Source organism: Streptomyces sp. NPDC016562, from assembly GCF_043076955.1.
Taxonomy (GTDB): Bacteria; Actinomycetota; Actinomycetes; order Streptomycetales; family Streptomycetaceae; genus Streptomyces.
In genome coordinates this window covers 108,609-121,829 of the sequence record NZ_JBIBRZ010000011.1, presented here as the reverse complement: position 1 = coordinate 121,829, position 13,221 = coordinate 108,609, and the positions used below count along the sequence as shown (strand labels likewise).

At 72.5% G+C, this 13,221-nt stretch carries 13 protein-coding genes; 5 read left to right on the top strand and 8 right to left on the bottom strand.

Going from position 1 to position 13,221, the window contains the following annotated elements:
* Nucleotides 1–311: 311 nt before the first annotated feature.
* The 3 genes from otsB to ACF059_RS32045 all read right to left on the bottom strand — a co-directional run bounded on the left by otsB (nucleotide 312) and on the right by ACF059_RS32045 (nucleotide 2,806).
* On the bottom strand, nucleotides 312–1,163 hold the full coding sequence (otsB, locus tag ACF059_RS32055; protein WP_392064234.1) for a trehalose-phosphatase: 852 nt from the start codon (nucleotides 1,161–1,163) through the stop codon (nucleotides 312–314).
* A 39-nt stretch (nucleotides 1,164–1,202) separates the two neighbouring features.
* Nucleotides 1,203–1,439 (bottom strand): DUF3263 domain-containing protein, encoded by a 237-nt coding sequence (locus ACF059_RS32050; RefSeq protein ID WP_366869419.1) that lies wholly within the window; start codon nucleotides 1,437–1,439, stop codon nucleotides 1,203–1,205.
* A 65-nt stretch (nucleotides 1,440–1,504) separates the two neighbouring features.
* Entirely contained in the window at nucleotides 1,505–2,806 is a 1,302-nt protein-coding gene (locus ACF059_RS32045) for an extracellular solute-binding protein (RefSeq protein WP_392064232.1), read from the bottom strand.
* 177 nt (nucleotides 2,807–2,983) lie between these two features.
* Here ACF059_RS32045 and ACF059_RS32040 point away from each other — a divergent pair, with 177 nt between their 5' ends.
* From ACF059_RS32040 to ACF059_RS32030, 3 genes are all read left to right on the top strand, one after another.
* The gene (locus ACF059_RS32040; protein ID WP_392064245.1) at nucleotides 2,984–3,916 is read left to right on the top strand and encodes an ROK family protein; all 933 of its coding nucleotides are present in this window, start codon (nucleotides 2,984–2,986) and stop codon (nucleotides 3,914–3,916) included.
* Nucleotides 3,916–5,067 (top strand): N-acetylglucosamine-6-phosphate deacetylase, encoded by a 1,152-nt coding sequence (nagA, locus tag ACF059_RS32035; protein WP_392064230.1) that lies wholly within the window; start codon nucleotides 3,916–3,918, stop codon nucleotides 5,065–5,067. Before ACF059_RS32040 ends, nagA begins: the two co-directional genes overlap by 1 nt.
* Before the next feature lie 112 nt (nucleotides 5,068–5,179).
* A complete protein-coding gene (locus tag ACF059_RS32030) occupies nucleotides 5,180–6,100 on the top strand; it encodes a 1-phosphofructokinase family hexose kinase (RefSeq protein WP_392064227.1) in 921 nt (306 codons plus the stop codon).
* Nucleotides 6,101–6,121: 21 nt separating this feature from the next.
* Here ACF059_RS32030 and ACF059_RS32025 read toward each other — a convergent pair whose 3' ends face one another.
* Both ACF059_RS32025 and cdgB read right to left on the bottom strand, forming a co-directional pair.
* Nucleotides 6,122–7,144, bottom strand: a complete 1,023-nt coding sequence (locus tag ACF059_RS32025) for a CBM35 domain-containing protein (RefSeq protein ID WP_392064224.1) — start codon at nucleotides 7,142–7,144, stop codon at nucleotides 6,122–6,124.
* A gap of 68 nt (nucleotides 7,145–7,212) precedes the next feature.
* Complete coding sequence (gene cdgB / locus ACF059_RS32020; RefSeq protein ID WP_392064221.1) at nucleotides 7,213–9,009, bottom strand: diguanylate cyclase CdgB; 1,797 nt, start codon at nucleotides 9,007–9,009, stop codon at nucleotides 7,213–7,215.
* A 312-nt stretch (nucleotides 9,010–9,321) separates the two neighbouring features.
* On the opposite strand from cdgB, the gene ACF059_RS32015 reads away from it, so the two are divergent.
* Nucleotides 9,322–9,891, top strand: a complete 570-nt coding sequence (locus ACF059_RS32015; protein WP_392064218.1) for a flavin reductase family protein — start codon at nucleotides 9,322–9,324, stop codon at nucleotides 9,889–9,891.
* A gap of 175 nt (nucleotides 9,892–10,066) precedes the next feature.
* On the opposite strand, the gene arfB is transcribed toward ACF059_RS32015, so the two are convergent.
* Nucleotides 10,067–10,501 (bottom strand): alternative ribosome rescue aminoacyl-tRNA hydrolase ArfB, encoded by a 435-nt coding sequence (gene arfB / locus ACF059_RS32010; RefSeq protein WP_392064242.1) that lies wholly within the window; start codon nucleotides 10,499–10,501, stop codon nucleotides 10,067–10,069.
* 159 nt (nucleotides 10,502–10,660) lie between these two features.
* Here arfB and ACF059_RS32005 point away from each other — a divergent pair, with 159 nt between their 5' ends.
* Nucleotides 10,661–11,236 carry a TerD family protein gene (locus ACF059_RS32005; protein ID WP_360894077.1) on the top strand — a complete coding sequence of 192 codons (576 nt, stop codon included), beginning with the start codon at nucleotides 10,661–10,663 and terminating at the stop codon, nucleotides 11,234–11,236.
* A gap of 59 nt (nucleotides 11,237–11,295) precedes the next feature.
* On the opposite strand, the gene ACF059_RS32000 is transcribed toward ACF059_RS32005, so the two are convergent.
* Together ACF059_RS32000 and ACF059_RS31995 are read right to left on the bottom strand one after the other, a co-directional pair.
* Nucleotides 11,296–11,694 (bottom strand): VOC family protein, encoded by a 399-nt coding sequence (locus ACF059_RS32000; protein WP_392064214.1) that lies wholly within the window; start codon nucleotides 11,692–11,694, stop codon nucleotides 11,296–11,298.
* A gap of 84 nt (nucleotides 11,695–11,778) precedes the next feature.
* A complete protein-coding gene (locus ACF059_RS31995) occupies nucleotides 11,779–13,194 on the bottom strand; it encodes a M1 family metallopeptidase (RefSeq protein WP_392064211.1) in 1,416 nt (471 codons plus the stop codon).
* Nucleotides 13,195–13,221: the final 27 nt, after the last annotated feature.

Genomic DNA, 13,221 nt, shown 5'->3' with positions numbered 1-13,221 from the left:
CCCTACCCTCACCGTAACGACGATACGGACCCGTCCCGACGCCCAGCCCGACCCCGGCGAAAGCGACCTCTTGTGACCACCGCGACCGCGCCCCCCCCCCCCCCCCCCCCCCCCCCCCCCCCCCCCCCCCCCCCCCCCCCCCCCCCCCCCCCCCCCCCCCCCCCCCCCCCCCCCCCCCCCCACCACGGCGACGAGGTCGGCGACGGACGTGCAAGTCCGCTTCCTGGGGCGCCGCCCCAGACCCCGCGCCTCAAACGCCGGCGAGGCTGGATGTGCGCGGCTCAGACGCCGACACGGCGAGATGGCATGGCTCAAGCGCCCGTGATCGCCGCGGCCAAGGCCGACAAGAAGGCTGCGACGGCCCCCGGGCCCGGGAGGACCAGGTCGGCTCGGGAGGCCAGTTCGGGGACCTCGGCGGAGCCGCTGGCCACCAGGAGGCCCGGGAGGCCCTCGGCCCGGCGCTTCTCGACGGCCGAGTACGCGGCCAGGTCGCCCAGGTCGTCGCCCGCGTACAGCACCGCCTCCGCCGACCGCTCCGCGAGGAACTCCGTCAGGGCGACGCCCTTGTCCATGCCCGGCGGCCTCAGCTCCAGCACCGCCCGCCCCGGCTCCACCATCAGCCCGTGCCGGGCCGCCAGCTCGGCCAGGGGCTCGCGCAGGGCCGCGAAGGCCGCCGCCGGGTTCTCCGCCCGCCGGGTGTGCACGGCCAGCGCGCGGCCCTTCTCCTCGATCCAGGTCCCGCGCCAGGCCCCGATGGCCTCCAGGAACCCCGGCAGCTCGGCCCGTACCGCCGCCACGCCCGGATGCTCGGCGGGGGCGTGCACGATGCCCGTGACGGCGTCCCAGCGTTCGGCCCCGTAGTGGCCGAGGACGACGAGGTGTTCCAGTCCGGGCACCCCGGCGAAGCCCCCGTGGCGGACGGCGACGCCCGCCGGCCGGCCGGTGATCACGGCGACCGAGTCGACCTCGGGGGCGAGCGCGGACAGGGCCGGGACGGCTCCTGGGTGGGCTCTGGCCTGGTCCGGGTCCGGGACGATGTCGGCGAGGGTGCCGTCGAAGTCCAAGGCGACCACGGAGCGGCGGGGTACGCGGAGGAGGGCTTCGAGTCCCTCGCGTCCGGCTGCGGTGACGGGCATCGGCAAGTCGTGCGGCTGGCTCCCCATACGCACGACCCTAACGGGCCGAACGAGTGACGGCTACGGCTACCGCCGCGCCCGCTGGGCCTCGCGGATCCGCCGCAGCCGGTTCACGGTGCCCGGGGAGTGGGCCAGCGCCCGCGGATCGTCCATCAGCGCGTTGAGCAGCTGGTAGTACCGGACGGGGGTCATCCCCAGCCCTTCGCGGATCGCCCGCTCCTTCGCGCCCGGCCCCGGCCAGGTGCGTCCCTCGTACGCGAGCACCGCGGCCTCCGTGGCCGTCAGCCGCCCCTCGTCCGTCATACCGCCAGATTAACGCCGCCCGCCGACACCGGCCCGATCCCCCGCCGCCGGCCTGGCGCAAGCCGTCAGCGCTGGTCCGCCGCCCGCGCCGCCGTGGCGATCTCCTCCAGCACCTTCGCCGGCTGCCCGCCCGGCTGGACGGTCTTGCCGATGTTCTGCTTGATGTCCTCGCTGACGCCCGCCCAGGACTTCTTGCCGACCGGGTACAGCCGCGAGGTCGGCAGCGCCGCCAGGAAGGTCTTCAGCTGCGGCGAGGAGCCGCCCGTGGCGTTCTGCTTCGCGTGGTAGCCGCTGGTGGTGGCCGGCAGCAGGTCGTACAGGTCGGTGAAGGCCATCACGTTGTCCGGCTGGTACACGAAGTCCAGGAAGGTGCCGGACTCCTTGCGGTGCCCGTTCTTGAAGGCCATGATCCAGTCCGCGACGCCCATCGCCGGCTGGTCGCTCCCGTCGGAGGTCGGCAGCGGCACCATGCCGTACTTCACTCCCTTGGCGGCGGCCTGCTTCAGCAGCGTGGGGTGCCCGTTGAGCATCCCGACCTCGCCCTTGGCGAAGGTGTCGAAGGCGGCCTGGCGGTCCAGCTTGCCGGGCTCGACCGGTCCGGTCAGCCCCTGTCCGACCATCTTGTCGCGCAGGAACTCCAGCGTCTTGACGTTGTCCGCGGAGTCGATGGAGTACGACTCCTCGTTGTCGGTGTAGCCGCCACCGCCGGCCAGCGTCCACATCATCGTCTCGGCCTGGGCCTCCTCGCGGCCCAGCGGCAGCGCGAAGGGGGTGGGCACGCCCGCGCCCTTGAGCTTCTTCGCCGCCGCTTCCAGGTCCGCCCAGCTCTTGGGCTGCCAGCCGGCCTTGGCGTCCTTGGCCAGGACGCCCGCGTCGGTCAGGAGCTTCTCGTTGTAGAAGAGCAGCCGGGTGCTGGCCACGAAGGGCAGCCCGTACTGGACCTGCTTGACCTTGCCCGCGTCCGCGAGGGGCCCCAGGAAGTCGGCCTCGGTCTTGACCGAGAGCAGTTCCGCGGCCGAGTAGAGCTTGCCCGCCGCCGCGTAGTCGGCGTAGGCGCCGATCTGGGCGATGTCGGGGGCCTTGCCGGCCTTGACCATCTCGGCGACCTTGGCGTCGACCTCCGACCAGGAGTAGACGCTGACCTCGACGTCGATGCCGGGGTTGGCCTTCTCGAAGCGCTCCGCGAGGCCCTTCCAGTAGACGGCCGAGGAGTTCTGCGGATTGTCCCCGTAGTCGGCCGCCACGACCCGCAGGGTCACCTCGTTGTCCCCGGTGAGTCCGCCGACGGCTCCGCAGCCGGTCAGCGTCACGGCAGTCAGGCACAGTGCGGCGCCGGACGCGGCCAGCCTCTGGTAACGGCCCTTCACGGTTCTCGATCCACCCCTTGTTGTACGTACGATCCACGTAAGGTCTACACCACTTTGGCGGCTCGTCCACATCCGGCTCCCACACCGGGTCCCGAATTTGTATGGCCGCTCAACAATCCCCCTCAATGGACTAGACCTTTCCCCGCCGAGCACGCGAGACTGTCCCCTGTGAAACCCGTGAAACACGTCATCGCCCTCGATGTGGGCGGCACCGGGATGAAGGCCGCCCTCGTCGCCGCCGACGGCACCCTGCTGTACGAAGCGCGCCGCGCCACCGGCCGCGAGCGGGGCCCCGACGCCGTCGTCGAGACGATCCAGGCCTTCGCCGCCGAGCTGCTCGACACCGGACGCGAGCGCTACGGCAGGCCCGCCTCGGCCGCCGGAGTCGCCGTCCCCGGCATCGTCGACGCCGAGAACGGGATCGCCGTCTACGCGGCGAACCTGGGCTGGCGCGACGTACCGATGCGCGCGCTGCTCGGCAGCCGCCTCGGCGGCATCCCGGTCGCCCTCGGCCACGACGTCCGTACGGGCGGACTCGCCGAAGGCCGCATCGGCGCGGGCCGCGGCGCCGACCGCTTCCTCTTCGTCCCCCTCGGCACCGGCATCGCCGGAGCCATCGGCATCGCCGGCCGCATCGAGGCCGGCGCCCACGGGTACGCCGGCGAGATCGGGCACATCGTGGTCCGCCCCGGCGGCCCCGCCTGCGGCTGCGGCCAGCACGGCTGCCTGGAGACCCTCGCCTCCGCCTCCGCCGTCAGCCGCGCCTGGGCGGCCGCCTGCGGCGACCCGGACGCGGACGCCGCGGACTGCGCCAAGGCCGTGGAGGGCGGCGACGCACGCGCCCGGGAGGTGTGGCTGGCCGCCGTCGGCGCCCTCGCCGACGGGCTGGTCACCGCGATCACCCTGCTGGACCCGAGCACGCTGATCATCGGTGGCGGGCTGGCGGAGGCCGCGGAAACCTTGTTCACACCACTACGGACGGCCGTGGAGGAGCGCGTGACGTTCCAGCGGCTCCCCCACATCGTGCCGGCGGCCCTCGGGGACACCGCCGGATGCCTGGGCGCAGGGCTGCTCGCCTGGGACCTACTCGCCACGGAGGTACCTGCCTGATGGCCGGAAGCGCGCACAGCACCGTTCTCTCCGGCGCCAGGGTGGTGCTGCCCACCGGAACCGTGACCAGGGGCAGGGTCATCGTCGAGGGCGAGCGCATCGCCGGCAGCGCACCCGAGGGCGCGCGGACCGTCGACCTGTCCGGGCACTGGATCGTCCCCGGCTTCGTGGACATGCACAACCACGGCGGCGGCGGCGCCTCCTTCACCTCCGGCACCGCCGAGGAGGTCCTCAAGGGCGTACGGACCCACCGCGAGCACGGCACCACCACCCTGGTCGCCTCCACCGTCACCGGCGACCTCGACGCCCTGGCCCGGCGGGCCGGGCTCCTCGCCGAGCTCACCCAGCAGGGCGAGATCGCGGGCATCCACTTCGAGGGCCCCTTCATCAACCCCTGCCGCAAGGGCGCCCACAAGGAGGACCTGCTCCGCGACCCCGACCCGGCCGAGGTCCGCAAGCTGGTCGACGCCGCGCACGGCGCCGCCCGCATGGTCACCCTCGCCACCGAACTGCCCGGCGGGCTGGCCTCCGTACGGCTGCTGGCCGAGCAGGGGGTCATCGCCGCGATCGGGCACACGGACGCCACGTACGAGCAGACGCGCGCCGCCATCGACGCGGGCGCGACCGTGGCCACCCACCTCTTCAACGCGATGCCCGGCCTCGCCCACCGCGAACCCGGCCCGATCGCCGCGCTGCTGGAGGACGAGCGGATCACCGTCGAGCTGATCAACGACGGCACCCACCTGCACCCCGCGGCCCTGGAGCTGGCCTTCCACCACGCGGGCGCGCACCGGGTGGCGCTGATCACCGACGCGATGGACGCGGCCGGCTTCGGCGACGGGACCTACCACCTGGGCCCGCTGGAGGTCGAGGTCAAGGACGGGGTGGCCCGGCTCGTGGAGGGCGGCTCCATCGCCGGTTCCACGCTCACCCTGGACACCGCCTTCAAGCGCTCGGTCACGGTCGACCAGCTCCCGGTGGAATCCGTGGTCCAGGCGATCTCCGCCAACCCGGCCAAGCTGATCGGCCTGTACGACGAGATCGGCTCGCTGGAGCCCGGAAAGTACGCGGACCTCGTCGTCCTCGACACCGCCTTCGACGTCAAGGGCGTCATGCGGCGCGGCGAATGGATCGTCAATCCGGCCGTTTGAGCGGCGATATGACGGCCAAGCGGCTATTTGCGCGCAGGACGGTCGGCCCGAGGACTGGGCCGACCGCCATCTCTTTGGCATGATCCCGGCAGCAACAGACCCGGGGGTACCCATGATCCTGACCGTGACGCTCAACACCGCACTCGACGTCACGTACCGCGTGCCGCGGCTGCTTCCGCACGCCTCGCACCGGGTGGCCGCCGTCACCGAACGCCCCGGCGGCAAGGGGATCAACGTCGCCCGTGTCCTGGCCGCGCTCGGCCACGAGGTGACCGCGACGGGCTTCGCGGGCGGCCCCACGGGCTCCGTCGTACGCGACCTGCTCGCGCGGTCGGGCGGCGTCACCGACGCCCTGCTCCCCTGCGAGGGCAGCACCCGGCGCACGCTGGCCGTGGTCGACGAGACCTCCGGCGACACCACCCAGTTCAACGAGCCGGGCCCGCTGATCACGCCCGCGGAATGGTCCCTGTTCCTCGCCCGCTACGAGGAACTCCTGGCCGGCGCCCGTGCCGTCGCCCTGTGCGGAAGCCTCCCGCCGGGCGTGCCGGTGAGCGCGTACGCGACGCTCGTGCGCCAGGCCCGCGCGCTCGGGGTGCCCGTCCTGCTGGACACCAGCGGCGAGGCCCTGCGCCGCGGGGTCGCGGCCCGCCCCGAGATCATCAAGCCGAACGCGGCCGAGCTGGCCGAGCTCACCGGGTCCCGCGACCCGCTGCCCGCCACCCGTGACGCCCGCCGCCGGGGCGCGCACGCGGTGGTCACCTCGCTGGGCCCGGACGGCCTGCTGGCCGCCACCCCGGAGGGCACCTGGCGCGCCGCCCCACCGCAGCCCCTGTCCGGCAACCCCACCGGAGCCGGCGACTCCGCCGTCGCCGGCCTGCTCTCGGCCCTGGTGGAAGGCCTGGCCTGGCCGGAGCGCCTCACCCGCGCCACCGCCCTCGCAGCGGCCACGGTCCTCGCCCCGGTGGCGGGAGAGTTCGACCCCCGCACCTACGACGAGGTACGGGGGTCGGTGAAGGTCACGACAGCCGACTAAGCCAGGTCCCGGGAGCCGGGGTCAGGACTTCTCGAGCCACAGCTGGTCGAGGACGACGTCGCACTGGTTGCCCGCCTCGCACGAGATCTTGATCGTGTTCGACCCCGGCTTGAGCTGCACGATCGAGTACGTGTTGGTCCAGCCCTTGGCCCAGTCGCCCTCGGCGGCCTTCGAGTAGTTCTTCATGCTGATCGGACGGTTCTGCGCCTCGCCGTTGACCGTGAGGGTGGTGAAGGCGTCCTTGCCCGGCACCCCGTAGGTCATCTTCAGCTTGTAGCCGCCCGCCTTGGGCACGTCGAGCGTCCACGTCGCCGCGGCGCCGACCGCGTTCAGGCCGGTCACGTACTGACCGCCGGCGCTCTTCGCGCCCGGCAGCGTGTTCTCCAGCCGCGCGCCGCCGGTCAGGGACATGCCGGCGCCCGCGAAGTCCGCCTTCGGCAGCTCTGGCTCTGAGGGCTTCGGGGAGGGCGGGGCCGAGCTCGCCGGGTTCTGGGGGGCCTGCGACGCCTGGCCGCCGCCGGCGGTGTCGTCGTTCTTGTCCTTGCCCTTGTCGCCGAAGGCGAGGGCCGCGCCGATGCCGATCACGACCGCGCCGACCACCGCGACGGCCGCGATCAGCAGACCCCGCCGGCTGGAGCCGCCACCGCCGCCGTGGCCACCGTGGCCGCCGGAGTGCGCGATGTTCTGGGTCTGGTGCTGCGGGGGCTGCGCCTGCTGCGGAACGCCGTAGCCGCCCGCCTGAAGGGCTTCCGGAGCCTGGTACTGGGCCTGGTAGGCCGCGGGCTGCTGCGCGGGCACCTGGCCGCGCTGGCCGCCGCTCCTGCGGTCGCCGACCGTACGGACCTGGTGGTGGGAGGTACGGGGGACTCCGGGCTGCGCGCCGGAAGGGCCACCTGCCCCGGGCCCCGGGTAGCCGTATCCACCGCTCTGACCGGGCGGGGTGGCTCCGGCAGCCTGGCCGTCCGCGTAGAGATAGCCGAACGGATCGTCGTCCTCGGGCTTGTTCGCCCCACCGTGCGGGCCGTTGTTCGCGGGCGTCGTCATCGCAGGTCACTCCTTTCGACCCCCGGGAGCCTACCCCGAACAGGTGCACACACGGGCGACAGACCGCCTCAGCCGGCCCTGCGGTGCGTCTTGGACCGCGACCGCTTCTCGATGTACATCCGCTGGTCGGCGGAGCGCAGCACCTCGTCCGCCGACATGCCGCAGCTGGCCCAGCCGATGCCGAAACTGGCCCCGACCCGCACCGCGCGGCCGTCCACCCGGATCGGCGGGATGATCGCGTTGCGCAGCCGGACGGCGAGGTCGGCGGCGTCGGCGGCGCCCAGCCCGTCGGCCAGGACGACGAATTCGTCACCACCCAGCCGAGCGACGGTGTCACCGTCCCTGACGCCCGTCGTCAGCCTCCGGGCGACCTCGATCAGGACCGCGTCGCCGGTGTGGTGCCCGAACCGGTCGTTGATCGACTTGAAGCCGTCGAGGTCGCAGAAGAGCACCGCGAGCCCCTTCGTCCCGTCGTCGACGTCCGTCGCGGGCGCCACCATGTGCACGTGGTGGTCGTACGGCCCGTCGGTCCGGGCGGAGGGCACCCCGGCGTACTCGTAGGGGTCGCCCGATCCGCCGTGGGGGCCATTGACCCCATTGACCCCATTGATCCCGTTCGCCCCATGTCCGTCGGACCCGTCGGACGGGAACCCGTGCTCGCCGCCGCCACCCGCCTCGGCCCGCACCTCGTACCCGTCGTGCCCCACGCGCACGTCGTACCCCTCGCGCCCGTCGCGTCCCTCGAAGGCCGCGTCCAGGGCCTCCACCGCGGTGGCCCGTACGGACTGCGGTCTGCGGCACAGCCGGGCGGCGAGCCGGGAGCGCAGCTCGGCGCTGTTGGGCAGGCCCGTCAGCGAGTCGTGGCTGGCGCGGTGGGCGAGCTGGAGCTCGTGCCGCTTGCGCTCCTCGATGTCCTCGACGTGCGTGAGCAGGAACCGCGGCCCGTCGGCGGCGTCGGCGACCACGGAGTTGCGCAGCGAGACCCATACGTACGTACCGTCGCGCCGGCCGAGCCGCAGCTCGGCGCGCCCGCCCTCGGCGGAGGTGCGCAGCAGCGTCCCGATGTCCTCGGGATGCACCAGGTCGGAGAAGGAGTAGCGCCGCAGCACGGAGGCGGGCCGCCCCAGCAGCCGGCACAGCGCGTCATTGGTCCGCAGGAGCCGGCCGTGCTGGTCCCCGCCCATCTCGGCGATGGCCATGCCGCTGGGCGCGTACTCGAAGGCCTGGCGGAAGGACTCCTCGCTGGCGCGCAGCGCCTGCTGCTCGCGCTCCAGCCGGACGAGGGCCCGCTGCATGTTCGCGCGGAGCCGGGCATTGCTGATCGCAATCGCCGCCTGGAAGGCGTACATCTGGAGCGCCTCGCGGCCCCACGCGCCGGGCCGGCGGCCGTTGCGCGGTCTGTCCACCGAGATGACACCCAGAAGTTCCCCGCCGGACGCGTACATGGGGGCGTAGAGCCGGTCCTCAGGGTGCCACTCGTCCTCGAACCGCGGGTCGGGGCCGTCGGTGTGCCACTGGGGGACGTCGTCCTCCAGGAGGATCCACCCCTCGGTGTGCGGGATGAAGCGCAGGCCGTCCCAGTTCTCACCCATCGTCAGGCGGCGTTCCCAGGAGCTGCGGGAGCCGACGCGGCCGGTGATGAGGGCTTCGGCGGCGGGGTCGCCCGCGAAGGCGGCGACGACCAGATCACCGTCCGGGCGTACGAGGTTGACACAGGCGAGTTCGTAGCCGAGGCCCACGACGATGCCGTCCACGACGGTCTGCAGAGTGTCCGCCAGGCTCCGGGCCGTATTGAGCTCGGCCACCACCCGGTGCAGCTGCCGCAGGGTCGCAAGACGGACGTACGGCTCCGACTCGGTCTCCATTGCTCGCTCTCCCCGAGACCTCGACAGCAACTCCAGGTTTGTCATCGGCGTTTCGTTGCGGTGTCCCGTCCACTGAATCACAGTGAGCTGTGCGGCAGGTACACAGGGTCAACAAATCTTGCCCTCTGTGACTCAAGTCACATGAGATGAACAACGGTGCGCCCGAGGGGTTCCTGACGGCTGGGAGCGGCTGGGAGCGCTCCCTCACCTTCCCGTGAGCAAACGATACGCCCGGGCCTAGGCCAAGGGGCGGGGGCGCGACTCGGACGAAGGCCCGATGTGCGCGGCGGAGGGCGAGATTAGCGTTTTCCCGTGCTGAAGACGACCCCCGTACCGACCCCCGCCCCGACGAACCCCCATGCTGAGGGAGTGAGCAATGACGAGTTCCGGACAGCGATGTCGCGGCTGGCGGCGGGCGTGTGCCTGATCACCGCGCACGAGACCCCTCTGACGGCGGACGGCCCGCGCGGCGAGGACGTCGGCATGACGGCGACCGCCTTCATGTCGGTGTCCCTGGACCCTCCGCTGGTCCTGGTGAGCCTGCGCGAGGGCTCCCGGATGGACGACCTGCTCGCGGAGCAGCCGCTGTGGGCGGTCTCCGTCCTCTCCGAGCACCAGCTCCAGGTGGCGGGGCGCTTCGCGATGAAGGGCCGCATCAGCGACCGCCTGCTCTTCGCGGACGTCCCGTACGTACGCGGCGAGACCTCGGGCGCACCGCTGCTGACCGGCGCGCTGGCCACCCTGGAGTGCCGCACGGAGAACCGCGTCGAGGCGGGCGACCACACCTTGGTCATCGGCCGCGTCCTGACCTCCGCGATCCCCCACCCGGACGCCCAGCCCCTGACCTACTTCCGCGGCCGCTACCGCCACTTGGGCCAGTAGGCCCGCCAATGCAGCCTCGTCGGCACCATTCCAGCCTCGCCGGCACCCTTCAGCCCCGCCGGCACCATTCCAGCCCCGCCGGCGTTTGAGGCGCGGGGGTCGGGGGGCAGCGCCCCCGGCAACGGCGCCGCACGGTGCGGCCCCTCACGACCGGGAGGCCAGCCGGCCCGCAGGGTCACCAGTCCCGCCCGGTCCGCCCCCGCTTGGTCTCGGCCCGCGCCTTCTTCTCCCGCAGCCGCCGCTCATTGATCCCCCGCGGAATCTTCGTCGCGCGCCGCGACTTCGGCGGCGGCGCAGTCGCCTCCGCCAGCAGCGCAGCCATCCGCACCAGCGCCATCTCCCGGTTGCGGAACTGCGAGCGGTGCTCGGAGGCCCGTACCGTCACCACCCCGCCCACCAGGCGGGACGCCAACCGCTCCAGCGCCCGCTGCTTCCACACCTCCGGCAGCGCGTTCGTCGCCGCCAGGTCGAACATCAGCTCCACGCGCGAGTCCGAGGTGTTCACGTGCTGACCGCCGGGTCCGGAGGAACGCGAGAACCGCCAGGCGAGCTCTCCCTCGGGGAGCACGACCGAACCGCGGATGACATAGGGACCAGGCATGCCCCCTATGATCCGTCCCCGCCCGGCCCCCGTCACCCTCATTTCACGCGCCACCCGCATCTCACTCCGGGAACCCGACGACCCCCTCGTCGCGTTATAGGGGGCAGCGGTACTTTGACCGCCTGTACGTGCAGTGCGTGCATGTCGGATGAGGAAAGGGACATTCCCATGGCTGTCAGCCTGTCCAAGGGCGGCAACGTCTCGCTCACGAAGGAGGCCCCCGGCCTCGCTGCCGTCACGGTCGGCCTCGGCTGGGACGTCCGCACGACCACCGGTGTGGACTTCGACCTCGACGCCTCGGCGATCGCGGTCAACCCGACGGGCAAGGTCGTCTCCGACGGCCACTTCGTCTTCTTCAACAACCGGTCCACCCCGGACCAGACGATCGTGCACACCGGTGACAACCGCACCGGCGAGGGCGCGGGCGACGACGAGGCCATCAACGTCAACCTCGCCGGCCTGCCCGCCGACGTGGACAAGATCGTCTTCCCGGTCTCCATCTACGACGCCGAGACCCGCAGCCAGAACTTCGGCCAGGTCCGCAACGCGTACATCCGCGTCGTGAACCAGGCCGGCGGCGCCGAGATCGCCCGCTACGACCTCTCCGAGGACGCGGCGACCGAGACCGCCATGGTCTTCGGCGAGCTCTACCGCAACGGCGCCGAGTGGAAGTTCCGCGCGGTCGGCCAGGGCTACGCCTCCGGCCTGACCGGCATCGCCCAGGACTTCGGCGTCAACGTCTGAGACGGCTGAACCGGTGAAGCCCCCTCCCCACCCCGGAAGGGGGCTTCACCGTCGTCCCGTCAGCCCTGACCGGCGGGGCGGTAGAACTCCACGGCGATGTTGTCCGGATCCCTGAAGTTGAGATGGAGACCCGACGGGTCCTCGACGATGCCGGAGTGCGCGATGCCCTGCTCGTCGAGCCGGGATTCCCAGGCTTCCAGCGCCGCGCGGTCCGCCACGTGGAAGGCGCAGTGGTCCAGTCCCACCCGTGCCGGGTCGAAGGCGTCCGCCCGGTCGGTGGTCCCGTGCGTTCGGAAGCCGAGGACGAAGGCCGGGGAGGCGACGGCCACGAACGGGCCGTACTCGTCCTCCACGTCGACCACTGTCTGCGTATCGAACAGCCGGTTGTAGAAGTCCGCGCTGCGTTTCACTTCGCTCACGGTCAGGGCGAGATGCCCGATCCCCAGGACCTCAGGCATGGACGCCACCTCCTCGTGGTGGTGAGTCCTCTGCGAGCCGTCACACTTCCGATGCTACGCCTGCCACACCGCACGGCACCCGGATCAACGGGGACGGCCCTTCCCGTACAGCCACACGTCCCAGACCCCCTTCAGGTCGTGCCCGGTCCGTTCCTGCGCGTAGGCGGTGAAGTCGGCCGTGTCCGCGTTGCCGTGCCGGTGCCCGGCCGTCCAGCCGCGCACCAGGTCGAAGAACTTCTCGTCGCCCACCTCCTGGCGGATGCGGTGCAGGACCATCGCGCCGCGGTAGTAGACCGGGGCCGCCGAGATGTGCGCGGGACCGGGCGGGGAGGCGGGCGGGAAGGCGGCCCAGTCGGAGTCGGCGGCCTCGTCGACGGCCGTGTCCCCGTCCAGGAAGGCCTGGAAGTGCCGCTGCGCGGTGGGCCCGCCGTGGTCCTCGGCCCACAGCCACTCCGCGTACGTCGCGAAGCCCTCGTTCAGCCACATGTCCTTCCAGGACTTCGGCGACACCGAGTTGCCGAACCACTGGTGGGCGAGCTCGTGCAGCACCAGTTCCTCCTCGCCGGGCGCACCGGGGAAGACGGGCTTGGTCTGGGTCTCCAGCGCGTAGGTGAGGGACTCGGCGGGCAGCACGATCGCCCCCGCCGTACCGAAGGGGTACGGTCCGAAACGGCGGCCGCCCCACTCCAGCATCTCCGGCAGCCGCGCGAGCTTCCCCGCGCTCGCCGCCGCCTCCGCGGGCGCGACCGCTTCGTACAAAGGGATCCCGGAGGGTGTGCGCCCGGTCGTCACCTGGTACTTGCCCACGACGGCGGTGGCCAGGTAGCTCGCCATCGGCTCCGGGTTGTGCCACGCGAACGCGGTCCGGCCGTCGCCGGTGTCGGTGCGGGAGCGCAACTCGCCGTTGGACACGGCCTCGTAGCCGTGCGGGACGGTGAGCGTGATGTCGTAGACGGCCTTGTCGCTGGGGTGGTGGTTGCCGGGGAACCAGGCCATCGACCCGACCGGCTCGCCCACGCCGACCGCGCCGCCGCCCGGGGTGGTGATCCAGCCCTCCTTGGAACCGTCCACGTCCGTCAGGGTCTTCGGCTTCCCGGCGTAGTCGACCTCCGTACGGAAGACCTCGCCCGGCTTGAGGTCCACGGCCGGACGCACGGTCAGCTCGTTGCCGGTCCGGTTGTACCGGGCGTCCGCGCCCTGGACGGTCACGCCCTCGACTTCGAGGCCGCTGAGGTCGAGGTTGAAGGAGCTGAGGCCCTGCCGGGCGCGGGCGGTGATGACGGCCGTACCGTTCAACCGCCCGTCGGCGGGGTCGTAGTCGAGGTCCAGCTCGTAGTGGTCGACGTCGTAACCGCCGTTGCCGGCCTTGGGGAAGAACGGGTCGCGCAGCCCCGACGCACCCGGCCGACCCTGCACCGGGCCGCCCGTACACGCCGTGGTGAGGGCGAGCAGGGCGGCGAGGGCGGGGACGGCGAGGCGGTAGGGCGCACGGTGTTCCACGCAGCCGATCCTAGGCGGGCGGCCCGA

Bases quoted from the DNA above. Each gene is read 5' to 3' on its own strand.
- nagA (WP_392064230.1), top strand. From the start codon at position 3,916: ATGGCCGGAAGCGCGCACAGCACCGTTCTCTCCGGCGCCAGGGTGGTG.
- cdgB (WP_392064221.1), bottom strand. From the start codon at position 9,009: ATGGAGACCGAGTCGGAGCCGTACGTCCGTCTTGCGACCCTGCGGCAG.
- ACF059_RS32005 (WP_360894077.1), top strand. From the start codon at position 10,661: ATGGCTGTCAGCCTGTCCAAGGGCGGCAACGTCTCGCTCACGAAGGAG.
- otsB (WP_392064234.1), bottom strand. From the start codon at position 1,163: ATGGGGAGCCAGCCGCACGACTTGCCGATGCCCGTCACCGCAGCCGGA.
- ACF059_RS32000 (WP_392064214.1), bottom strand. From the start codon at position 11,694: ATGCCTGAGGTCCTGGGGATCGGGCATCTCGCCCTGACCGTGAGCGAA.
- ACF059_RS32030 (WP_392064227.1), top strand. From the start codon at position 5,180: ATGATCCTGACCGTGACGCTCAACACCGCACTCGACGTCACGTACCGC.
- ACF059_RS32050 (WP_366869419.1), bottom strand. From the start codon at position 1,439: ATGACGGACGAGGGGCGGCTGACGGCCACGGAGGCCGCGGTGCTCGCG.
- ACF059_RS32025 (WP_392064224.1), bottom strand. From the start codon at position 7,144: ATGACGACGCCCGCGAACAACGGCCCGCACGGTGGGGCGAACAAGCCC.